This is a genomic window from Pseudomonas sp. AC070 (genome assembly GCF_979258635.1).
This window is the reverse complement of sequence record NZ_OZ409871.1, coordinates 2,995,256-3,017,511: the sequence shown is the minus strand read 5'-3', so window position 1 is coordinate 3,017,511 and position 22,256 is coordinate 2,995,256. Positions and strand designations below refer to the sequence as shown.

Below are 22,256 nucleotides of genomic sequence, written 5' to 3'. Positions count from 1 at the left end.
TCGCCTCGCTCAACTGGCGGGCTTGGCTAATAGAATCACGGTTCGATGGGGCCAGAGTTCTAGGTAAGCGTTCTCTGGCCGCCGTCGTTAAAACGTTAGGCGCTCACGAACTGCGTCGGCGCCACCGGCGTGCTGATTCGGGAAATACCCGCTTCGAATTCCGGTCGGAAATATTTGATTGCGCTGCCCAGCGGCTCCACGGCGCCCGGTGCGTGTGCACAGAACGTTTTGCCTGGGCCGAGGAAGTTGACCAGGCCCTCGAGGGTTTCGATATCGCCGGGCTGGCCATGACCTTTTTCGATGGCGCGCAACACTTTCACGCTCCACGGCAGGCCATCGCGGCACGGCGTACAGAAACCGCACGACTCGCGCGCGAAGAACTCTTCCATGTTGCGCAGCAGGGCAACCATGTTGACCTTGTCGTCCACCGCCATGGCCAGGCCGGTGCCCATACGGGTGCCGACCTTGGCGATACCGCCGGCGTACATTTGCGCATCCAGGTGCTCGGGCAGCAGGAAGCCGGTACCGGCGCCGCCGGGTTGCCAGGCTTTCAACGTGAAGCCGTCGCGCATGCCGCCGGCGTAGTCTTCGAACAACTCACGGCCGGTGACGCCGAATGGCAATTCCCACAGGCCCGGGTTTTTCACCTTGCCGGAGAAGCCCATGAGCTTGGTTCCCATGTCTTCGCTGCCCGGACGGGCGAGGCCCTTGTACCACTCGACGCCGTTGCCAACGATGGCCGGCACGTTGCACAGGGTCTCGACGTTGTTCACGCACGTCGGCTTGCCCCACACGCCGACAGCAGCGGGGAAGGGCGGCTTGGAACGCGGGTTGGCGCGGCGACCTTCAAGGGAGTTGATCAGCGCGGTTTCTTCGCCGCAGATGTAGCGACCGGCACCGGTGTGCACGAACAGTTCGAAGTCGAAACCGCTGCCCAGAATGTTTTTGCCCAACAGGCCGGCAGCCTTGGCTTCCGCCACGGCGCGGTTGAGGTTGGTGGCCGCATCAACGTACTCGCCACGCAGAAAGATGTAGCCGCGATAAGCCTTGAGCGCGCGCGCACTGATGAGCATGCCTTCGATCAGCAAGTGCGGCAGCTGCTCCATGAGCATGCGGTCTTTCCAGGTGTTGGGTTCCATTTCGTCCGCGTTGCACAGCAGGTAGCGGATGTTCATGGATTCGTCTTTAGGCATCAGCCCCCACTTCACGCCCGTGGGGAAGCCGGCACCGCCACGGCCTTTGAGGCCGGAGTCTTTGACGGTCTGGACGATGTCGTCTTGCGACAAATCGGCGAAGGCTTTACGCGCGGCGGCGTAGCCGTCTTTGGCCTGGTATTCCTCAAGCCACACAGGCTGGGCGTCATCACGCAGGCGCCAGGTGAGCGGGTGCGTTTCGGCGGTGCGGGCGATGCTGTTGGCCGGGCCGAAGGAGGTCAGGCGGGTGGTCGAAGCGGACGTCATACGTAAGCCTCCAGCAGTTCTGCTACGCCATCGGGTTGCACGTCGCCAAAGGTGTGGTCGTCGATCATCAGCGCAGGCGCTTTGTCGCAGTTACCCAGGCAGCACACCGGCAGCAGGGTGAAGCGGCCATCGGCAGTGGTTTCGCCGAGGCCGATGCCCAGCTGTTGCTGGATGCTGCTGACCACCGATTCGTGGCCGCCGATGTAGCAGACCATGCTGTCGCACACGCGAATGATGTGACGGCCAACGGGCTGACGGAAAATCTGGCTATAGAAGGTGGCAACGCCTTCAACGTCGCTGGCCGGAATGCCGATGATCTCGCCGATGGCGGCGATGGCGCCATCTGGCACCCAACCACGGGCTTTCTGAACGATCTTCAGCGCTTCGATGGAGGCCGCGCGGGAGTCTTCGTAGTGGTGCAGCTCATGTTCGATGGCCGTGCGCTCGGCATCGCTGAGGGTGAAACGGTCGGTTTGAATCAGCGTGGTGGTAGTCATAGTTAGCGGTCCACGTCAGCCATAACGAAGTCGATACTGCCCAGGTACGCGATCAAGTCCGCGACCATGCTGCCGCGGATTACCGAAGGAATCTGCTGCAGGTGCGGGAAGCTTGGCGTACGAATGCGGGTGCGGTAGCTCATGGTGCCGCCGTCGCTCGTCAGGTAATAACTGTTGATGCCCTTGGTCGCTTCGATCATCTGGAAGCTTTCGTTGGCCGGCATGACCGGGCCCCAGGAAACTTGCAGGAAGTGCGTGATCAAGGTTTCGATGTGCTGCAAGGTGCGCTCTTTCGGCGGCGGCGTGGTCAGCGGGTGGTCCGCTTTGTACGGGCCGGACGGCATATTGCGCAGGCACTGGTCGATGATTTTCACGCTCTGGCGCATTTCTTCCACGCGCACGATGCAGCGGTCATAGGCATCGCCATTCACGGCCAGCGGCACTTCGAATTCGAAGTTTTCGTAGCCCGAGTACGGGCGCGCTTTACGCAGGTCGAAGTCCAGGCCGGTGGAACGCAGGCCGGCGCCGGTGACGCCCCATTCCAGCGCTTCCTTGGTGTTGTACTGGGCAACGCCAATGGTACGGCCACGCAGAATGCTATTTTTCAGCGCTGCTTTTTCGTACTCGTCGAGGCGTTTGGGCAGCCATTCAACGAAGTCTTTCACCAGCTTTTCCCAGCCGCGCGGCAGGTCGTGCGCAACGCCGCCGATGCGGTACCAGGCCGGGTGCAGACGGAAACCGGTGATGGCTTCGATCACGGTGTAGGCGCGCTGACGGTCGGTGAAGGTGAAAAACACCGGGGTCATGGCGCCGACGTCTTGAATGTAGGTGCCGAGGAACAGCAGGTGACTGGTGATGCGGAAGAACTCGGCCATCATGATGCGGATGACGTCGACCTTCTCCGGCACCTTGATGCCAGCCAGCTTCTCGACCGAGAGCACGTACGGCAGGTTGTTCATTACGCCGCCGAGGTAGTCGATACGGTCGGTGTAAGGAATAAAGCTGTGCCAGGACTGACGCTCGGCCATCTTCTCGGCGCCACGGTGGTGGTAACCCACTTCCGGTACGCAGTCGACGATTTCTTCACCGTCCAGCTGTAGCACGATACGGAACGCACCGTGGGCCGAAGGGTGGTTGGGGCCGAGGTTGAGGAACATGTAGTCCTCGTTCTCATTGCCGCGTTTCATGCCCCAGTCTTCCGGGTTGAAGCGCGCGGCTTCTTCTTCCAGGTTCTGCTTGGCAACCGACAGGCTGAACGGATCGAACTCGGTGGCGCGCGCTGGGTAGTCTTTGCGCAGCGGGTGACCCTGCCAGGTTGGCGGCATCATGATGCGGGTCAGGTGCGGGTGGCCGGCGAAGGTCACGCCATACATGTCCCACACTTCGCGCTCGTACCAGTTGGCGTTCGGCCAGATGTTGGTCACGGTCGGCAGGTTCAGGTCGCCTTCGGACAGCGCGACTTTGAGCATGACGTCGCTGTTCCGCTCTATCGACATCAGGTGGTAGAACACCGTGAAGTCGGAACCTGGCAAACCACGACGCTGAGTGCGCAGGCGTTCGTCGACGCCGTGCAGGTCGTAGAGCATGACGTAGGGCTTGGGCAGCTGACGCAGAAAGGTCAGCACCTCGATCAGCCGCTCACGCGCCACCCACAACACCGGCATGCCGGTGCGGGTTTGCTGGGCGGTAAACGCATCTGCGCCAAAGCGCGTGTTCAATTCGGTGACGACGTCTTGGTCGTCTGCCTTGTAAGGCGGGATGTACAGAGCGGTGTCTGCAGTCATGGTCTCGGTCGCTATCAGTCAACGTAAAGGGTGAATCCGGCGGGCTTTCTGGGTAAGAAAAAGCTAGATCACACTTCGTCGGGGCTGCGCAGGTTGGTTACCTGAATACGCTGTTCACGGCGCTGTTCCTTTTGCGACGGCATATCGGCGCGGTAAACGCCTTGTTCGCCAACGACCCAGGAAAGTGGGCGACGCTCCTGGCCAATCGATTCCTGCAAGAGCATAAGAGCCTGCAAGAATGCTTCAGGGCGAGGAGGGCAGCCGGGCACGTAAACGTCCACGGGCAGGAATTTGTCCACGCCCTGAACGACAGAGTAAATATCGTACATGCCGCCGGAATTCGCGCAGGCTCCCATGGAGATAACCCACTTGGGCTCGAGCATTTGCTCGTACAAGCGCTGGATGACCGGAGCCATTTTGATGAAGCAGGTGCCTGCAATCACCATGAAATCGGCCTGACGGGGTGACGCACGAATTACTTCGGCGCCAAACCGGGCGATGTCATGGGGAGCGGTGAAGGCAGTCGTCATCTCCACGTAGCAGCAGGACAGACCGAAGTTGTACGGCCAGAGGGAGTTTTTACGCCCCCAGTTGACCGCGCCATTCAGCACGTCCTGCAATTTGCCCATGTAGATGTTTTTGTGGACTTGATCCTCTAGAGGATCGGAAACGGTCTCCCGCTCGCCGATCGGATACTGCTCATTAGGCGCATCCGGGTCGATTCTGGTGAGTTTGTATTGCATCGCCAAAGCCTCATTGTTTTAGCTTCGCCTGCCGCTTGCGACGACCTTCGGGAGCCCAATCAAGAGCACCGATGCGCCATAGGTAGACAAGACCTGCCAACAGAATTGCTATAAAAACTGTAGCTTCAATAAAGCCGGCCCATCCGCTTTCACGAATAGATACCGACCAGGCGAAGAGAAAGAGGGCTTCAACGTCGAAGATCACGAAGAGCATCGCGACCAAATAGAATTTTGCCGACAGGCGCAGGCGAGCGCTGCCGGTGGGCAACATGCCGGATTCGAACGGCTCGTTTTTAACCCGGCCCCAGGCCTTGCCGCCAAGCAGGCTGGAGACGCCGAGCATAAAGGCGCAAAGGCCGATAACGCCCAGCAGGAAAATGGCAAAGCCCCAGTTGTGGGACATGGTCGCGACAGCTTCAGCAGGCATGCCGGTACTCCTTAGACAAGCATCGGCGGAATCATGGGAGATGAAAGTTGCCGGTTGTAATCCATAGCCAGCAATCTAATTTTCGTAATTTTATGCGTGTCTGCCTTCGTAAGTAAATTTTTCCTTATAAAAAATTAACTTACGGGCCAACATCTTAGCGGCGCAAATCGCGCAAAGCCCGTGGCGTCGGGGTTATGACGCGTTCTACGGCGTTAGTCGAACATCCGCTTTTTTATTGTTAATGACAGCAAACTGTGCTGTAGATGATATTCGTTATTATTTGGGCGTTAAATCGGAAACGCCCTACGTTGGAGAAGGGTAGTTGCTGTTAGCGCATAAGCGAGCAAAGCGTTAGGGAAGTTGGCGCTTGAGTGAAGGGCGAGAGAGGAGTGGGTGCCTGGATTTCGGCTTGCCATCCACCGAGACGGCGATTTTTAGAGCACGCGACATTTTTCTGGCATAAAAAAGGCGAGCCTGAGCTCGCCTTTTCTTCACACCCCAGGCCGAAGCCTAGTGAGCCATTCCGTGGATCAATGGAATTGGTTCATGGTGTTGTCTTTACCGCTTGCCTTCAGAGCCGCTTCGCCAGCGAAGTACTCTTTATGGTTGTCGCCGATGTCGGAGCCAGCCATGTTCTGGTGCTTGACGCAGGCGATGCCTTGACGCAGTTCCTGACGCTGAACGCCTTTCACATAAGCCAGCATGCCTTGGTCGGCGAAGTAGCCTTTTGCCAGGTTGTCGGTGGACAGCGCAGCAGTGTGGTAGGTCGGCAGGGTGATCAGGTGGTGGAAGATACCAGCCTGTTGCGAACCGTCGCGTTGGAAGGTGCGGATCTTCTCGTCTGCAACCTGAGCCAGTTCGGTTTCGTCGTAGTCGACGCTCATCAGCTTGGCGCGGTCGTAGGCGGAAACGTCTTTGCCTTCAGCAACGAATGCATCGAACACTTGTTGACGGAAGTTCAGGGTCCAGTTGAAGGACGGGCTGTTGTTGTAGACCAGCTTGGCGTTCGGGATCACTTTGCGGATCTCGTTAACCATGGCTGCGATCTGGCCAACGTGTGGCTTCTCGGTTTCGATCCACAGCAGGTCAGCGCCGTTCTGCAGCGAGGTGATGCAGTCCAGGATGCAGCGAGCTTCGCCGGTGCCAGCGCGGAACTGGAACAGGTTGGAAGGCAGGCGCTTAGGACGCAGCAGTTTGCCGCCACGGTTCAGAACCACGTCGCCGTTGTTCAGCTCGTTGGCCGACACTTCTTCGCAGTCCAGGAACGAGTTGTACTGGTCGCCCAGGTCGCCCGGCTCTTTGGTCACAGCGATTTGTTTGGTCAGGCCGGCACCCAGGGAGTCGGTACGGGCAACGATTACGCCGTCGTCTACGCCCAGTTCCAGGAATGCGTAGCGAACTGCGTTGATCTTGGCCAGGAAGTCTTCGTGCGGAACGGTCACTTTGCCGTCTTGGTGGCCGCACTGCTTCTCGTCAGAAACCTGGTTTTCGATCTGGATGCAGCACGCACCCGCTTCGATCATTTTCTTGGCCAGCAGGTAGGTGGCTTCCGGGTTACCGAAACCAGCGTCGATGTCGGCGATGATCGGTACGACGTGAGTTTCGTAGCCGTCGATCTGAGCCTGAATTTCGTCTGCTTTCACTTTGTCGCCAGCGGCGCGGGCAGCGTCCAGGGCGGTGAACAGCAGATCCAGCTCACGGGCGTCAGCCTGGCGCAGGAAGGTGTACAGCTCTTCGATCAGACCCGAAACAGCGGTCTTCTCGTGCATGGATTGGTCTGGCAGCGGGCCGAAGTCCGAACGCAGAGCAGCAACCATCCAGCCGGACAGGTAGAGGTAGCGCTTGTCGGTAGTCTTGAGGTGCTTCTTGATCGAGATCAGCTTCTGCTGACCGATGAAGCCGTGCCAGCAGCCCAGGGACTGGGTGTAGACGGAGGAGTTAGCGTCGTACTCAGCCATGTCTTTGCGCATGATAGCGGCGGTGTACTTGGCGATATCCAGACCGGTTTTGAAGCGGTTCTGAGCGCGCATACGAGCGACGGACTCAGGGTTGATCGCACTCCAGCTGTTGCCGGCGGTTTCTTTCAAAGCGGCTACGGCTTTGATGTCATCTTGATAAGCAGACATGGTCAATCCTTCAAAGTTGATTGGTTGAGCACGACACTTCCCTTTCAAAACCGACAAGCAACGCGGTCTTTCAGTGGGCGGTGTACTGCAGCGCAACGAGATATCGACTGAGACGAGATTGAAGCTGAGGAGGGGGCAGAGGGGGCGAACAGTTCGAAGGTGCTGGCGTTAACACTTGCTGGTTCGTGGAAACCGATGGGTGTTGCTGCCGTGACCAACTGGCCGATTCGTTAAACGCTTCCCCGTCCCTCAGGACAACTTCGTTCCAGTCGCAATCTCGTCGAACTGCCTTTTGAGCGGTAAAACACGAATCGAATCTACGGTAAGCAGGCTGCGATCCGGAGACCTCTGTTCGGGGCCTCTGATTAGCGGGAGCGGGGCCATCATGCCTTTGCAAAAAGACTTCGTCAAACGTTTTGTAGTGCTTTTTTCTTACTACTACATATTGTTCGACGAGCGACTGGCGGGTCACGTTTTCCGGTTGTTGGGTTGCCCTGATCAGTCCAGGGCATCAACCTTCAGGCGTAGCGTCATGTCTTCGTGACCCTGGGTGGAACGGCGCTGAATAAAGCCGCTCTGATCGGACTGAGAGCTCTCATTCACACCGCCAATGGTGATCCATTCGCCCAGGCGGCCGGTCACTTTGGTGTTGGTGTTTTGGATGTCTATCGCGCCTTGCTGGGTTTGGCTAAGGCGGTCGTTATTGTTGTTGATGCTGACGTGCACCACGTCGCCGGTGAGGCTGGCGGTGACGTAAAACCCGCGGATGACATTGCGGTATTCGGTGTTGTTGTAGACCCGGCCATAACCGTCCACGCTCGAGCTGGTCAGCGGCACGCTTTGCCCGACCTGAATCAGCGCCGGATAGCCTTCGGTGGTTTGCACCTGCTGCGTGCCGCCGCCCCGGCTCTGAGTGCTGCGATGAATGATGCGCACCTGATCGCGACCGTTCACTTCGCCGCGGCCCGACTGAATTTCCACGTTGCCGGCGCTGGCCGAGCCATTCACCGAATAGCCCTGGTCGTTCATCTGGTTGCTGTCGGTGGTGTCGACACTGATGAGCAAGCGCCTCGGTTGTTTGTCGATCTGCTTGAGCAGGTCGCGAACCTCCTGAAGTTTGGCGGGCGGGGCGTTGACGACCAGTTGGTTGCCGTAGTTGCTGGCCCGGCCTTCGTTGCCCAGCACGGATTGCACCACGGGCAATACGTCGTCGGCGGTGCGGTAGTTCAGCGGCATCACTTCGGTAGCCGCCAGCACCGGTAGGCTGACAGTCAGGCACAGGGCGGCAAACAGCGAGCGCAGGGTCATACCAGAAGACTCCGAAGGTCGAGGTCGGTGACGCTAACGTCCCAGGCCTGATCGAATTTGTTTTGTAGCACGCGCACCTGGCCTGCGTCGTTGTACAAGGCGTAGCCGGCGAGGTGCTCCAGCTTGGGCCGCATCAACAAGCCGCTGGTGTCGGCGAGCAGATAGGCCACTTCATCGTTGCTGTAGCTGGGGTTGAGCTTGCGAATGTGCAGATTGCTCGGCAGGCGCCGCGACAGTTGCAACAAGCGATGGCCTTCTTTCACGGCGTTGCTGGCGTCGCTAACCAGAATGCGTAAACGATTCTTCGGATTAGCCAGCAGGAATTGGGTACAGGCCTGTTGCACGCTGCTGTGGTGATAAAGCCAGCGTTCGAGGTCGGGGGTATAGATGCACAGGCTGCGCTGCGCCTGTTGAAGCAAGGCCAAGGCGTGTGCTTGGGCTTGTTCGGCGTGAGTGAAATGCTGGAGTTGACGCGGCCCGTCGAGGTGAAAGGGGGCCGGTTCCCGACGCTCCGGTTCCGCCTGCAACGGCGGCGGATTGTGCACCGTAAAACTGCCGGGCGAGACGAACTCGATGGCCGGCAGTTCTTCCGCGACACCGTCCGTGGCGTCTGTTGGCGGAGCGTCTTTATCGATCATCCTGACCTCACTGACTGATGCGTTTCATCTCTACGTGGGGGATGCCAGCGTCGAGAAATTCGCCGCTGACTACGGTAAATCCTAGACGCTCATAGAAGGCTGTGGCGTGAACCTGGGCGCTGAGCATTTGTTCTTTCAGACCCCTGCGCTCTGCTTCCTGGATAACGGCCTTCATCAGCTGTTCACCGACTTTCAAACCGCGCCAGTCTTTCAACACCGAAACCCGGCCGATATGGCCGTCGGGCAGCAGGCGCGCGGTGCCAATCGCGTAATCGCCATCGGCAGCCAGAAAATGCACGGCTTCGACATCTTCGGCGTCCCATTCCAACTCCGGCGGCACCGCTTGTTCAGCAATAAACACGGTTTCGCGAATGCGGCGCAGGTCTGCGTTGTCTTTCTGCCAGCTGGCGAGCCTTACCTGAACGTTGCTACTCATCTGCAAACTCCAAACTTCCTTGTTTCACCAGTTCGAGGACGAGGTTACGCCCTTCATCGTCGGCCAACCATTGGCCCAGGTTTTCCAGGTGCAGCACGTCGGCGGCGCAGATCAATTTCAGCAATTCGCGCAGGCTGGCCGACAGCAAGCGGCTTTGTCCGCTGGCAAACAGCACCAAATCGTCGCCCACTTCAGACCAGGCCAGGCGCGCGCTCGGATTGCGGATAAGCATGGCGCCGTTTTCGATTTGGTCGAGCAGCTCTTCTTCGTCCAGCTCAGTGCCAGCAACCAGTTCTGGATAGCGCGGTTCGGTCATGAATTGGCCGAACCAGGTCATCAGCAAACGCTCGTCACCCATGTGTTCATTAAGCAGGGCTTTGAGACGGTCGAGCGAGTCGCGCTGAATCTGGTGCGGGTCGCTGACAGGGGTGGCGCCGGCATCGCTGTAGCGTTCTTCGTCCGGCAGGAACTGGCTGAGAAAGTCGGTGAAATGGGTCAAGACTTCTGCGGCGCTAGGGGCGCGGAAACCCACGGAATACGTCATACAATTATCCTCGGCGGTGCCATAGTGAGCCAAACGTGGCGGCAGATAGAGCATGTCGCCGGGCTCCAACACCCATTCGTCGGTCTGTTCAAAGTTGGCCAGAATGCGCAGGTCCGCATGCTCAAGCATGGGGCTATCCGAGTCGCACATCTGGCCGATTTTCCAGCGCCGGTGTCCCTGGCCCTGGAGAAGGAAAACGTCGTAGTTGTCGAAATGCGGGCCGACGCCGCCGCCCGGCGTGGCGAAGCTGATCATCACATCGTCGATGCGCCAGCTCGGCAGGAAACGAAAGTGCTGCAGCAGCTCGGCCACCTCCGGCACGAACTGGTCGACGGCTTGAACCAGCAAGGTCCAGTCGCGCTCGGGCAGGGTGGCGAACTCGTCTTCGTTGAACGGGCCGCGGCGCAACTCCCAAGGGCGTTCGCCGTGCTCAAGCACCAGGCGCGATTCAACTTCTTCTTCCAGCGCCAGGCCGGCCAATTCGTCGGCGGAGATAGGGCTTTCGAAATCGCTGATGGCCTGGCGGACCAGCAAGGGTTTTTTCTGCCAGTAGTCGCGCAGGAATTCACGGGCGGTAATGCCACCGAGCATCTGAAGCGGAATATCAGGATTCATCGCTAAGCCTTTGAAAGTCATCTGAGCCCGTAAATAAAAACGCCCGGCACTGCCGGGCGTGCAACTGGGCAATATCGGTTAGATACGTTTGGCCTGAGCGGCGGCGTTGCCCGCGTAGCCGGCCGGGGTGAGGGCGCGCAGCTGAACCTTGGCGTCGGCCGGAATATCCAGGCCGTCGATAAAGGTTTGCAGGGCTTCGGCGCTGATGCCTTTGCCACGCGTGAGCTCTTTGAGTTTCTCGTAGGCGTTTTCAACGCCGTAGCGGCGCATCACGGTTTGAACCGGTTCGGCCAGCACTTCCCAGCACGCGTCGAGGTCGGCAGCAATGCGCTGAGCGTTGAGCTCCAGCTTGCTGATGCCTTTAAGGGTGGCTTCGTAGGCGATCACGCTGTGGGCAAAACCGACGCCCAGGTTGCGCAGTACGGTGGAGTCGGTGAGGTCGCGCTGCCAGCGGGAGATTGGCAATTTGCTGGCCAAATGCTGCAGCAGCGCGTTGGCGATGCCCAGGTTGCCTTCGGAGTTTTCGAAGTCGATTGGGTTGACCTTGTGCGGCATGGTCGACGAACCAATTTCGCCAGCAATGGTGCGCTGTTTGAAATAGCCGAGGGAGATATAGCCCCAAATATCACGGTCGAAGTCGATCAGGATGGTGTTGAAACGCGCCACCGCGTCGAACAGCTCGGCAATGTAGTCGTGCGGCTCGATCTGCGTGGTGTAGGGGTTGAAGCTCAGGCCCAGCTCTTGCTCGATGAAGGCGCGGGCGTTTTCTTCCCAATCGACCTGCGGGTAGGCCGACAGGTGCGCGTTGTAGTTGCCAACGGCGCCGTTGATCTTGCCCAGCAACGGAATGGCCGCCACCTGAGCGATCTGGCGCTCCAGGCGGTACACCACGTTTGCCAGCTCTTTGCCCAGCGTGGTCGGCGAGGCCGGTTGGCCGTGGGTGCGCGACAGCATTGGCACGTCGGCGAAGCGGTGAGCCAGCTCGCGGATGGCATCGGCCAGTTGCTGCATTAGCGGCAGCAACACGGTGTCACGGCCTTCGCGCAGCATCAGGGCGTGGGACAGGTTGTTGATGTCTTCGCTGGTGCAAGCGAAGTGGATGAACTCACTCACCGCAGCCAGTTCCGGCAGCTTGGCGACCTGTTCTTTGAGCAGGTATTCCACGGCTTTTACGTCGTGGTTGGTGGTGCGCTCGATTTCTTTGACGCGCTCGGCGTGCTCGACCTGGAAATTGTCGACCAGTGCGTTGAGCAGGGCGTTTGCTTCTGTCGAGAACGGTGCCACTTCCGGAATGCCGGAGTGCGCGGCCAGGCGCTGGAGCCAGCGAACCTCGACCATGACGCGGAAACGGACCAGGCCGTATTCGCTGAAGATTGGGCGCAGAGCGCTGGTTTTGCTGGCGTAACGGCCATCAACGGGGGATACCGCGGTGAGCGAGGAGAGCTGCATGGGGCGTTCTCGGACAGTCGGGCGACGAAAAGGGGCGCGAATTATACATAGAAAAACCTTACCTGGCCCGCGCGCAGCGAACTGCTCTGTCGGGTTTTTCGGCGAGGTGCTGAACAGCGCGGTGCTGTGGGAGCGACTTCAGGCGGGATGCTTTTAGGATCACAAGCATCGCGGCTGAAGCCGCTCCTACAGGTATGAAGGCGGTTAGCCGCGAACCAGCGGGTAAAGCTCTTTCAGCAATTTGCGACGGTTAATCACCAACTGCCAGCGATGGCCGCCCAGTTGACGCCACAGGCGTGCCGAGCGAATGCCGGCGAGCAACAGGGCGCGAATTTTCGCGGCGTTGCTCGGTTGCTGCAGGTTGCGCATGTCGCCGTGCACCTGGATGCGCTGGCGGAAGGTGCTCAGGGTGTCCTGGTACAAGCCGCCGCTCGCGGCGATGACATTCTCGTGCACGAGGCCGAAGTGCTGAACCTGCTGTTGAATCTGGTCGAGACGTTTGCCGATCGTTTCCAGCATGTCGTCGCGCTTGGCCAGCTTGTGTTCCAAACCCAGCAGCGCCAGGGCGTAGCGCAGCGGTTCGCGTTGCAGGGTGGTGGGGTCGCGCTCCAGGGCGCTAAGCAGCGCGCGGTAGCCGTTGCGAAGGTTGATGTCGTCGCCACCGTAAACGTCCAGGGTGGTTTTCGGATCGCGAACCATCAAACTTCCGAGCATGCAGCTCAAAGCGCCTTCGCTGATCTGCCCGGTGCGTGCCACTTGGTCGACCAGAAACGCCGCCTCAAACACGCCGCCCAGGGCAACCAGTTGTTCCTGAATCGGCGTCATGCGCGCTTTTCCTTACTGCTCCAAGGTTGCGCCACTTCTATTACACCGCCGCCCAGGCAGACGTCACCGTCATAAAACACCACCGACTGGCCCGGCGTAACGGCACGCTGCGGCATGGCGAATACGGCGCGGTAACCCTCGCTGGTTTTCTCCAGCGTGCACGCCTGGTCGCCCTGGCGGTACCGCACTTTCGCGGTCAAGGCGCGTGGGCTGCTGAGGTCGATGGGGTTGACCCAATAGATGTCGGAGCAGAGCAGGGCGCTGGAAAACAGCCACGGGTGTTCATTGCCCTGGCCGACCACCAGCACGTTGCGTTCGAGGTCTTTGATCAGCACGTACCACGGTTCTTCGCCGGCATCTTTCAAACCGCCGATTCCCAGGCCCTGACGCTGGCCAATGGTGTGGTACATCAGCCCGTGATGACGGCCGATGATTTCGCCTTCGGTGGTTTCGATATTGCCGGGTTGTGCGGGCAGGTATTGCTTGAGGAAGTCGCTGAAGCGGCGCTCACCGATAAAGCAGATGCCGGTTGAGTCCTTCTTCTTGGCCGTTGCCAGCTGGTGCTTCTCGGCGATGGCGCGCACTTCCGGTTTTTCCAGTTCGCCAACCGGGAACAGGGTCTTGGCCAGCTGTTCGCCGCCGACGGCGTGTAGGAAGTAGCTCTGGTCTTTGTTCGGGTCGAGGCCTTTGAGCAGTTCGGTGCGCCCGTCGATATCGCGGCGACGCACGTAGTGGCCGGTGGCAATCAGGTCGGCACCGAGCGACAGCGCGTACTCAAGGAAGGCCTTAAATTTGATTTCCCGGTTGCACAGGATGTCCGGGTTCGGCGTGCGTCCGGCCTTGTATTCGGCGAGGAAATGCTCGAACACGTTGTCCCAGTATTCCGCAGCGAAATTGGCGGTGTGCAGCGTAATGCCGATTTTGTCGCACACCGCTTGCGCATCGGCCATGTCGTCCATGGCGGTGCAGTATTCGGTGCCGTCGTCTTCCTCCCAGTTTTTCATAAACAGGCCTTCGACCTGATAGCCCTGCTCCAGCAGCAGCACGGCGGAAACGGAGGAATCGACACCGCCGGACATGCCGACGATCACGCGAGTTGAGGAATTGTCACGCATAGGAGTTTGGATGCAGGGCTTTTCGGAAAAACGCGATTCTATCAGGGCCGCCGGCTCAGTGGTGATCGACGCTAGTCACGCAGCAGGGCGAGGGGGAAGCGTTCGCCGCCCAGATAGTCGTCGATGCAGCGCAACACCAGCTCGCTGCGCAAACGCTCTGGTTGCGCGGCGAGTTCGGCGCGGGTAAGCCATTGCGGGCCGATGATGCCGTCGTCGAGCTGGTAGTTGTCGCGCTGTTGCAGCGCCTTGGCGGCGAAGCACACGCGCTGGTAGGTCACGCCGTTGCTGGGGGCTGTGTATAGATAGATGCCGGTGACGGCAGTGAGCTCAACGTCCCAGCCGGTTTCTTCGAGCGTTTCGCGAATAGCGGCCTGCATGAGACTTTCGTCGGCTTCCAAGTGGCCAGCAGGCTGATTAAATACAGCGCGGCCGCCTGCGGTTTCTTCAACCATCAAGAATCGACCCTGATCTTCAACGATGGTCGCGACGGTAACGTGAGGGGTGAAACGCATGGGTAACTCCTGTGCGATCAGCGCGCGCTTTGGTTTCAGGCGGGCGCCGAAAAAGGCAATATCGGGGCAAGCTGCTAGGCTAAAAAGCGCCTCTACTACAGGCGAAATGTAGTAGCGATGTAGTTTGACTACAGAGATAGGTCAGGTGCCGTAATAACGCGGCCTGCAGCGGGTGTTTAGTCCGACAATCTCAAGAAAAGTGCGTGACTTTCTGTAGAAATACTACAAGAATGGCCCGCCTTTCCGAGACCAATTCAAGTTCCATATCGCCGCGCCATCCGCGTGGCGGGATGTCAGACCACGAAAGCAACGGAGTCCAGCATGGGATACCAAAAGATCCAGGTGCCAGCAACCGGTGACAAAATCACCGTCAATGCCGATATGTCCCTGAATGTACCGAACAACCCAATCATTCCTTTCATTGAAGGTGATGGCATCGGGGTTGATATCAGCCCAGTGATGATCAAAGTCGTCGATGCAGCCGTAAACAAAGCCTACGGCGGCGAACGCAAGATCTCCTGGATGGAAGTTTACGCTGGCGAGAAAGCTACCCAGGTTTACGACCAAGACACCTGGCTGCCGAAAGAAACACTCGAAGCCGTTCGCGATTACGTTGTATCGATCAAAGGTCCTCTGACCACTCCAGTTGGCGGCGGCATCCGTTCCTTGAACGTGGCCCTGCGTCAGGAGCTCGACCTCTACGTTTGCCTGCGCCCAGTGCGTTGGTTCACCGGTGTTCCTAGCCCGGTTAAAAAACCACAAGACGTTGACATGACTATCTTCCGCGAAAACTCGGAAGACATTTATGCCGGTATCGAGTGGAAAGCCGGCTCGCCGGAGGCTGAAAAAGTCATCAAGTTCCTGAAAGAAGAAATGGGTGTAACCAAAATCCGTTTCGACCAAGACTGCGGTATCGGCGTTAAGCCGGTTTCCAAGCAGGGTACTCAGCGTCTGGTGCGTAAAGCACTGCAGTACGTGGTTGATAACAACCGCGACTCGCTGACTATCGTGCACAAAGGCAACATTATGAAGTTCACCGAAGGTGCCTTCAAAGATTGGGGCTACGAAATCGCCAAAAACGAATTCGGTGCCGAGCTGCTGGATGGCGGCCCTTGGATGCAGTTCACCAACCCGAACACCGGTAAGAAGGTTGTGGTTAAAGACGCCATCGCCGACGCCATGCTCCAGCAAATTCTGCTGCGCCCGGCTGAGTACGATGTGATCGCGACCCTGAACCTGAACGGTGACTACCTCTCCGACGCCCTGGCGGCCGAAGTAGGCGGTATCGGTATTGCTCCGGGCGCTAACCTGTCCGACAACATCGCTATGTTCGAAGCCACCCATGGCACTGCACCCAAGTACGCTGGTAAAGACCAGGTGAACCCAGGTTCGCTGATTCTTTCGGCCGAAATGATGCTGCGTCACATGGGCTGGACCGAAGCTGCCGATCTGATCATCGACGGCGTCAACGGGGCGATCTCCGCCAAAACCGTGACCTACGACTTCGAACGTCTTATGGACGGCGCCAAGCTGTTGTCCTGCTCGGCGTTCGGCGATGCCATGATTTCTCACATGTAATGTGAGCCTTTAGGCACAAAAAAAGGCCGGTCCATTGACCGGCCTTTTTTATTGCCTATTGAAATTGACCCCGAGGGGCCAAATATCAGGCTTCGGAGGTAACCGCTTGTGGCTGTGATACAGCGACTGGCGGCGCGTCCGCGGTTTGGGTGATGGAGCTGATGTTGACAGCATGCAGGCCCTTGGGACCCTGAATGATGTCAAAGCTGACCGGCTGGCCTGCTTTAAGGGTTTTGTAACCGTCCATCTGGATAGCCGAGTAGTGGGCGAACAGGTCCTCATCTCGGCCGTCAGCCAGGATAAACCCATAGCCCTTGGCGTTGTTGAACCACTTGACCTTACCGCTAAGCATGCTGATGTCCCTCTGCAAATACACCCACCACTGGGGTATTATCCGTTACGACTCCGCGCTGGAATCATCCGCTTTGGTAAGCGCGCGGACCCTGATACCCTCGATTGGGTATTCTCTGTTTGTAACACTGATTTACTGATAGTCAAGGCGACGGCACGACCGTCTGCGAAGTCGGTCAAAAACTGTCTGTCGTCCCACTCCTACAATTACGAACCTTTCATCCCACATGCGTGTAAGTAGCCAGATTCGACTAACATTCAATCAGGACCATCCCGAGCCGCATGAGGATGACGCCTCGGGCGTGGCCCTGCAGGAAGCTAAGCCTGCGTTGCAGGCACCACCGATGTACAAGGTGGTCCTATTCAACGACGACTACACCCCCATGGATTTCGTTGTCGAAATTCTTGAAGTGTTCTTCAGTTTGAACAGGGAAGTGGCAACCAAAATCATGCTGACCGTTCATACAGAGGGACGGGCAGTGTGTGGCGTGTATACCCGCGATGTTGCGGAGACCAAGGCAATGCAGGTCAACCAATACGCGAGAGAAAGCCAACACCCGCTACTCTGTGAGATAGAGAAAGACGGTTAATTGCGACTGCTTGGTTATGAGGTGAAGCTATGTTGAATCGAGAGCTCGAAGTCACCCTCAATCTGGCCTTCAAGGAGGCCCGCACCAAGCGTCATGAATTCATGACGGTTGAGCACCTCTTGCTGGCCCTGCTGGACAACGAGGCAGCCGCCTCAGTCCTGCGTGCGTGCGGAGCGAACCTGGACAAGCTGCGCCATGACCTCCAGGAGTTCATCGACTCCACCACGCCCCTGATCCCTCAGCACGACGAAGAGCGTGAAACCCAACCAACCTTGGGCTTCCAACGTGTGCTGCAGCGCGCGGTATTTCACGTGCAGAGTTCGGGCAAGCGTGAGGTGACGGGCGCCAACGTGCTGGTGGCTATTTTCAGCGAACAGGAAAGCCAGGCCGTATTCCTGCTCAAGCAACAAACTGTCGCGCGAATCGATGTGGTCAACTTCATCGCGCACGGCATTTCCAAAGTTCCAGGCAGCGCCGATCACAGCGATAGCGATCAGGAAATGCAGGACGAAGAGGGCGGTGAATCGTCTTCGTCGAGCAATCCGCTGGACGCTTACGCGAGCAACCTCAATGAAGCTGCCCGTTTGGGTCGTATCGATCCGCTAGTGGGTCGTGAGAACGAAGTGGAGCGCGTAGCTCAGATTCTTGCGCGTCGCCGCAAAAACAATCCGTTGCTGGTCGGCGAAGCGGGCGTTGGTAAAACCGCCATCGCTGAAGGCTTGGCCAAACGCATCGTTGATGGTCAGGTTCCGGATTTGCTGTCTGACAGCGTGGTGTATTCGCTCGATCTGGGCGCATTGCTCGCGGGCACCAAATACCGCGGCGACTTCGAGAAGCGCCTGAAAGCCTTGCTCAACGAATTGCGTAAACGCCCACACGCCATTCTATTTATCGACGAAATCCACACCATCATCGGTGCTGGCGCAGCGTCGGGCGGCGTGATGGATGCGTCGAATCTGCTCAAGCCCATGTTGTCCTCCGGCGAGATTCGCTGCATCGGCTCGACCACCTTCCAGGAATTCCGTGGAATCTTCGAAAAAGACCGCGCCTTGGCGCGTCGCTTCCAGAAGGTCGACGTCACCGAGCCATCGGTCGAAGACACCATTGGCATTCTGCGTGGCCTGAAAGGCCGCTTCGAGCAGCATCACGGTCTCGAATACAGCGATGAGTCGCTACGTGCTGCCGCTGAGCTGGCCTCGCGTTATATCAACGACCGTCACATGCCTGATAAGGCCATTGACGTGATCGACGAAGCGGGCGCCTATCAACGCCTGCAGCCGGTCGAGAAGCGCGTGGCGCGCATTGAGGTTGAGCATGTTGAGGACATCGTGGCGAAGATCGCGCGTATTCCCCCGAAACATGTCAGCAGTTCCGACAAAGAATTGCTGCGTAACCTTGAGCGCGACCTGAAGCTGACCGTGTTTGGTCAGGACGCTGCTATCGATTCGCTGGCAACGGCGATAAAGCTCTCGCGTGCGGGCCTCAAGTCGCCGGATAAACCGGTGGGTTCGTTCCTGTTTGCCGGCCCAACGGGCGTAGGTAAAACCGAGGCGGCGCGGCAATTGGCCAAAGCCATGGGCATTGAGTTGGTGCGGTTCGACATGTCGGAATACATGGAGCGCCACACCGTTTCCCGCTTGATTGGTGCACCTCCAGGCTATGTCGGCTTCGACCAGGGCGGTTTGCTCACCGAAGCCATCACCAAGATGCCGCACTGCGTATTGCTGCTCGATGAGATCGAGAAGGCGCACCCGGAAGTCTTTAACCTGCTGCTGCAAGTGATGGACCACGGCACGCTGACCGACAATAACGGCCGCAAGGCGGACTTCCGCAACGTCATTTTGATCATGACCACCAACGCAGGTGCCGAAACGGCCTCGCGGGCCTCGATTGGGTTCACCCATCAGGACCATTCGACCGACGCCATGGAAGTGATCAAGAAGAGCTTCACGCCGGAGTTCAGAAACCGCCTGGATACCATTATCCAGTTCGGTCGCCTGAGCCACGAAGTGATCAAAAGTGTGGTCGACAAGTTCCTCACCGAGCTCCAAGCGCAACTCGAGTACAAACACGTCACGCTGGAAGTCAGCGACGCGGCGCGCAATTGGCTGGCAACGGGTGGCTACGATTCGCAAATGGGCGCACGCCCAATGGCGCGTCTGATCCAAGACAAGATCAAGCGTCCGCTGGCAGAAGAGATTCTGTTTGGCGAGCTGGCCGAACACGGCGGTGTGGTGCACATCGATGTGGTCGACGGCGAGATGACGTTCGACTTCGAAACGACAGCCGAAATGGCGTAGGCCGGGCGGCCTGCCGAAGAGATGGTCAGGCCGTTTCCTCGGTTAGCTGCTTAAACCGCACCAACAAAAATGCCCAGCAATTGCTGGGCATTTTTATTTAACTGGCTTAGCGCGCGCGGTAAGTAATGCGGCCCTTGCTCAGGTCGTACGGCGTCAACTCAACACGTACTTTGTCACCGGTAAGAATACGGATGTAGTTCTTGCGCATCTTTCCGGAGATATGCGCGGTTACGACGTGCCCATTTTCCAACTCCACGCGAAACATGGTGTTAGGTAGGGTGTCGACGACAGTGCCTTCCATTTCGAAGCTGTCTTCTTTCGACATGCAGTAAAGCCCTCGGTTACCAATGAATGGCCCGGTGCAACTGGCGCCAGGCAAAAGCGGCGTGCATTGTGCCCGAAAACAGGGCCCGTCGCCAAGGTATTCAGGTGAGGGTTATCCAGCGTTGATTGACGAACAGCTCAATGGGGCGGTACTGGGTCTTGTAATTCATCTTCCGGCAGCTCTTGATCCAGTAGCCCAAGTACACCGCGTGCAGGCCGATACGCCGGGTTTCGGCGATCTGCCAGAGGATGGCAAAGCGCCCGAGGCTGCGGCGTTCTTCGGTCGGGTCGTAGAAGGTATAAACCGCCGAAAGGCCATTGGGCAGCACGTCGGTGACGGCGATTGCGACCAGTCGACCATCGAGCCGGAACTCATAGAAACGCGAAAAGGGCAGATCCCGCACGAGGAAGGTCGTGAATTGATCGCGGTTCGGCGGGTACATGTCGCCGTCCGAGTGGCGCTGTTCGATGTAGCGGGCGTAAAGCGCGTAATACTCTTCGTTGAAGTTCGGCCGGACGGCACGTACCTGCAGATTTTCATTGCGTTTGAGAATACGGCGCTGCTGGCGGGTGGGTTGAAACAGGGCGGCGGGAATGCGTGCCGGAACGCAGGCGGTGCAGCCTTGGCAGTGCGGGCGATACAGGTGATCGCCGCTGCGGCGAAAGCCCATTTCCGAAAGCTCGGCGTACACGTCCACGTCCATGGGCTGGCTGGGATCGAGGAACAGCGTGGTGGCTTGTTCGTCGGGCAGGTAGCTACACGGATGAGGTTGGGTGGCATAGAACTTAAGGCGCGCCAGCTCGGTCATGATCAACACTCTTGAGAGCCTGGGGTTAAGTGTATGCCAGGGTTCCGGACTCGACTAGGCGACCCAGTCGGCTGTGGTCGGCTGATCCAGATGACGCTTCAAAAAATCGGCAAATTGCGCCCGGGCAATGGGCCGCGCGCCGAAGCTGTGCAGGTGCTGCGTCGGCATCTGGCAGTCAATCAATACAAAGCCCCAGGCCTTGAGGTGCTCGACCAACGTGGCGAAGCCGACTTTCGAGGCGTTGTCCGCATGGCTGAACATCGACTCCCCAAAAAACAGCTGCCCCATCGCCAGACCATACAAACCGCCCACTAACGTGCCGTTTTCCCGAACCTCCACCGAGTGGGCGAAGCCCTGCTGATGCAGCTTGTGGTAAGCCGCCTGCATGGCATCGGTGATCCAGGTGCCATCAGCGTAGCTGCGCGGGCCGGCGCAGGCGGCGATCACAGCGGCGAAATCCTGATCGAAGGTCACCTCATAGCGACCCTGGCGCATCACCTTGGCCAGGCTGCGCGACACGTGCAGTTCGTCAGGAAACAAAACGGTGCGTGGGTCTGGCGACCACCAGAGAATCGGCTGCCCCTCGGCAAACCAGGGAAAGCAGCCGTGTCGGTAGGCGGCGACTAAACGTTCGGCACTGAGATCGCCCCCGGCAGCCAATAAGCCTTCAGGGTCGCGCAGCGCTTTTTCCAGCGGTGGGAATTCGTAGGTGTTTCGTTGCAGCCAAGTGAGCATGGTCAGGCCCGGCCGGGGGAGAGGAGGGCGGGCCCGAGAGCCCGCCGCTTAGCGCTTACAGATCCAGGTATTTCTCAGCATCAAGCGCGGCCATGCAACCGGCGCCGGCCGAGGTGATGGCTTGGCGGTAGACGTGGTCTGCCACATCGCCGGCGGCAAACACGCCTTCGATGTTGGTGGCGGTAACGTTACCTTCGCTGCCGCCCTTGATCAGCAGGTAGCCGTCACGCATATCCAACTGGCCGGTGAACAGGTCGGTGTTGGGCTTGTGGCCAATGGCGATAAACACGCCAGCCAGCGCCAGCTCCGAGGTTTCGCCGGTGTGGCTGTCGCGCAGGCGCACGCCCGTCACGCCTTTGTTGTCGCCCAGCACTTCGTCCAGATTCTGGTTCCAGTGCAGGCGCATGTTGCCGTTGGCAGCTTTGTCGAAGAGTTTGTCTTGAAGAATCTTCTCGGCGCGCAGCTTGTCGCGGCGGTGGACCAAGTGCACTTCTTTGGCGATGTTCGACAGATACAGCGCTTCTTCCACAGCGGTATTGCCGCCGCCGACAACCGCAACAACCTGGTTGCGGTAGAAGAACCCGTCGCAGGTCGCGCAGGCCGAAACGCCCTGGCCGGCGAAGGCTTCTTCAGACGGCAGGCCCAAGTACTGAGCCGAGGCGCCGGTGGCAATAATCAGTGCGTCGCAGGTGTAGGTGCCGCTATCGCCTTTGAGGGTAAACGGCTTGCTCTGCAACTCGGCGGTATGGATGTGGTCGTAGACAATCTCGGTGTCGAAGCGCTCGGCATGTTTCTGCATGCGCTCCATCAAGGCCGGGCCTGTCAGGCCTTCGACGTCGCCAGGCCAGTTGTCGACTTCAACCGTGGTAGTCAGTTGGCCGCCGGGTTGAATACCAGTGATGACCAAAGGTTTGAGGTTGGCGCGCGCGGCGTACACGGCAGCGCTGTAACCGGCAGGGCCGGAGCCCAGGATGATCAGCCGCGAATGCTTGACTTCACTCATAAAAAGACCCCATAAGCCTTTGTCACAAAAGAGAATGCGTGCTCCAATTGGGCCGCACGAAAGATGCTGGCGGCTATGCTACACCGA

General features: G+C 58.6%; 22 protein-coding genes. 3 read left to right on the top strand and 19 right to left on the bottom strand.

Going from position 1 to position 22,256, the window contains the following annotated elements; all coding sequences use genetic code 11:
• Positions 1–95: 95 nt before the first annotated feature.
• The 14 genes from nuoF to ACZZ0Q_RS13455 form a co-directional block, all read right to left on the bottom strand.
• Complete coding sequence (gene nuoF, locus ACZZ0Q_RS13520; protein ID WP_463382485.1) at positions 96–1,460, bottom strand: NADH-quinone oxidoreductase subunit NuoF; 1,365 nt, start codon at positions 1,458–1,460, stop codon at positions 96–98.
• Positions 1,457–1,957: an NADH-quinone oxidoreductase subunit NuoE gene (gene nuoE, locus ACZZ0Q_RS13515; RefSeq protein ID WP_122453228.1), complete on the bottom strand. Its 501-nt coding sequence runs from the start codon at positions 1,955–1,957 to the stop codon at positions 1,457–1,459. Before nuoE ends, nuoF begins: the two co-directional genes overlap by 4 nt.
• Positions 1,958–1,959: 2 nt before the next feature.
• Positions 1,960–3,741: an NADH-quinone oxidoreductase subunit C/D gene (gene nuoC, locus ACZZ0Q_RS13510; protein WP_122498035.1), complete on the bottom strand. Its 1,782-nt coding sequence runs from the start codon at positions 3,739–3,741 to the stop codon at positions 1,960–1,962.
• Between the two features lie 68 nt (positions 3,742–3,809).
• Positions 3,810–4,484 (bottom strand): NADH-quinone oxidoreductase subunit B, encoded by a 675-nt coding sequence (locus ACZZ0Q_RS13505; protein WP_122498037.1) that lies wholly within the window; start codon positions 4,482–4,484, stop codon positions 3,810–3,812.
• A gap of 10 nt (positions 4,485–4,494) precedes the next feature.
• Entirely contained in the window at positions 4,495–4,887 is a 393-nt protein-coding gene (locus ACZZ0Q_RS13500; protein ID WP_463384681.1) for an NADH-quinone oxidoreductase subunit A, read from the bottom strand.
• Positions 4,888–5,441: 554 nt separating this feature from the next.
• A complete protein-coding gene (locus ACZZ0Q_RS13495) occupies positions 5,442–7,037 on the bottom strand; it encodes an isocitrate lyase (protein ID WP_122498041.1) in 1,596 nt (531 codons plus the stop codon).
• Between the two features lie 498 nt (positions 7,038–7,535).
• The gene (locus tag ACZZ0Q_RS13490; RefSeq protein WP_463541947.1) at positions 7,536–8,345 is read right to left on the bottom strand and encodes a secretin N-terminal domain-containing protein; all 810 of its coding nucleotides are present in this window, start codon (positions 8,343–8,345) and stop codon (positions 7,536–7,538) included.
• Positions 8,342–8,983 carry a DUF7931 domain-containing protein gene (locus ACZZ0Q_RS13485; protein ID WP_463541948.1) on the bottom strand — a complete coding sequence of 214 codons (642 nt, stop codon included), beginning with the start codon at positions 8,981–8,983 and terminating at the stop codon, positions 8,342–8,344. Before ACZZ0Q_RS13485 ends, ACZZ0Q_RS13490 begins: the two co-directional genes overlap by 4 nt.
• 7 nt (positions 8,984–8,990) lie before the next feature.
• Positions 8,991–9,419 carry a GNAT family N-acetyltransferase gene (locus ACZZ0Q_RS13480; protein WP_463382488.1) on the bottom strand — a complete coding sequence of 143 codons (429 nt, stop codon included), beginning with the start codon at positions 9,417–9,419 and terminating at the stop codon, positions 8,991–8,993.
• The gene (locus ACZZ0Q_RS13475; protein ID WP_463541949.1) at positions 9,412–10,578 is read right to left on the bottom strand and encodes a ribosomal protein uL16 3-hydroxylase; all 1,167 of its coding nucleotides are present in this window, start codon (positions 10,576–10,578) and stop codon (positions 9,412–9,414) included. The genes ACZZ0Q_RS13480 and ACZZ0Q_RS13475 overlap by 8 nt, the downstream gene beginning before the upstream one ends.
• Positions 10,579–10,656: 78 nt before the next feature.
• On the bottom strand, positions 10,657–12,027 hold the full coding sequence (purB, locus tag ACZZ0Q_RS13470) for an adenylosuccinate lyase (RefSeq protein ID WP_463541950.1): 1,371 nt from the start codon (positions 12,025–12,027) through the stop codon (positions 10,657–10,659).
• Positions 12,028–12,231: 204 nt separating this feature from the next.
• Positions 12,232–12,852 carry a high frequency lysogenization protein HflD gene (hflD, locus tag ACZZ0Q_RS13465; RefSeq protein WP_463541951.1) on the bottom strand — a complete coding sequence of 207 codons (621 nt, stop codon included), beginning with the start codon at positions 12,850–12,852 and terminating at the stop codon, positions 12,232–12,234.
• On the bottom strand, positions 12,849–13,967 hold the full coding sequence (gene mnmA / locus ACZZ0Q_RS13460; RefSeq protein WP_463541952.1) for a tRNA 2-thiouridine(34) synthase MnmA: 1,119 nt from the start codon (positions 13,965–13,967) through the stop codon (positions 12,849–12,851). Before mnmA ends, hflD begins: the two co-directional genes overlap by 4 nt.
• Before the next feature lie 71 nt (positions 13,968–14,038).
• Complete coding sequence (locus ACZZ0Q_RS13455; RefSeq protein WP_463541953.1) at positions 14,039–14,479, bottom strand: NUDIX hydrolase; 441 nt, start codon at positions 14,477–14,479, stop codon at positions 14,039–14,041.
• A 321-nt stretch (positions 14,480–14,800) separates the two neighbouring features.
• Here ACZZ0Q_RS13455 and icd point away from each other — a divergent pair, with 321 nt between their 5' ends.
• Positions 14,801–16,057 (top strand): NADP-dependent isocitrate dehydrogenase, encoded by a 1,257-nt coding sequence (icd, locus tag ACZZ0Q_RS13450; RefSeq protein WP_122498063.1) that lies wholly within the window; start codon positions 14,801–14,803, stop codon positions 16,055–16,057.
• Positions 16,058–16,142: 85 nt separating this feature from the next.
• Here the strand turns inward: icd and cspD are convergent, their stop codons facing one another.
• Positions 16,143–16,409, bottom strand: coding sequence for a cold shock domain-containing protein CspD (cspD, locus tag ACZZ0Q_RS13445; RefSeq protein WP_122498065.1), 267 nt, complete (start codon positions 16,407–16,409; stop codon positions 16,143–16,145).
• Positions 16,410–16,635: 226 nt separating this feature from the next.
• Between cspD and clpS the strand changes: the two genes are divergently transcribed.
• Positions 16,636–16,998, top strand: a complete 363-nt coding sequence (gene clpS / locus ACZZ0Q_RS13440) for an ATP-dependent Clp protease adapter ClpS (RefSeq protein ID WP_122498067.1) — start codon at positions 16,636–16,638, stop codon at positions 16,996–16,998.
• A gap of 29 nt (positions 16,999–17,027) precedes the next feature.
• A complete protein-coding gene (clpA, locus tag ACZZ0Q_RS13435; RefSeq protein WP_463541954.1) occupies positions 17,028–19,298 on the top strand; it encodes an ATP-dependent Clp protease ATP-binding subunit ClpA in 2,271 nt (756 codons plus the stop codon).
• Between the two features lie 106 nt (positions 19,299–19,404).
• Here the strand turns inward: clpA and infA are convergent, their stop codons facing one another.
• The 4 genes from infA to trxB all read right to left on the bottom strand — a co-directional run bounded on the left by infA (position 19,405) and on the right by trxB (position 22,169).
• Complete coding sequence (gene infA, locus ACZZ0Q_RS13430; protein WP_002553999.1) at positions 19,405–19,623, bottom strand: translation initiation factor IF-1; 219 nt, start codon at positions 19,621–19,623, stop codon at positions 19,405–19,407.
• A 100-nt stretch (positions 19,624–19,723) separates the two neighbouring features.
• Complete coding sequence (locus ACZZ0Q_RS13425) at positions 19,724–20,431, bottom strand: arginyltransferase (protein ID WP_463541955.1); 708 nt, start codon at positions 20,429–20,431, stop codon at positions 19,724–19,726.
• Positions 20,432–20,485: 54 nt separating this feature from the next.
• Complete coding sequence (aat, locus tag ACZZ0Q_RS13420; protein ID WP_463560666.1) at positions 20,486–21,166, bottom strand: leucyl/phenylalanyl-tRNA--protein transferase; 681 nt, start codon at positions 21,164–21,166, stop codon at positions 20,486–20,488.
• Between the two features lie 55 nt (positions 21,167–21,221).
• On the bottom strand, positions 21,222–22,169 hold the full coding sequence (trxB, locus tag ACZZ0Q_RS13415; RefSeq protein ID WP_463541956.1) for a thioredoxin-disulfide reductase: 948 nt from the start codon (positions 22,167–22,169) through the stop codon (positions 21,222–21,224).
• Positions 22,170–22,256: the final 87 nt, after the last annotated feature.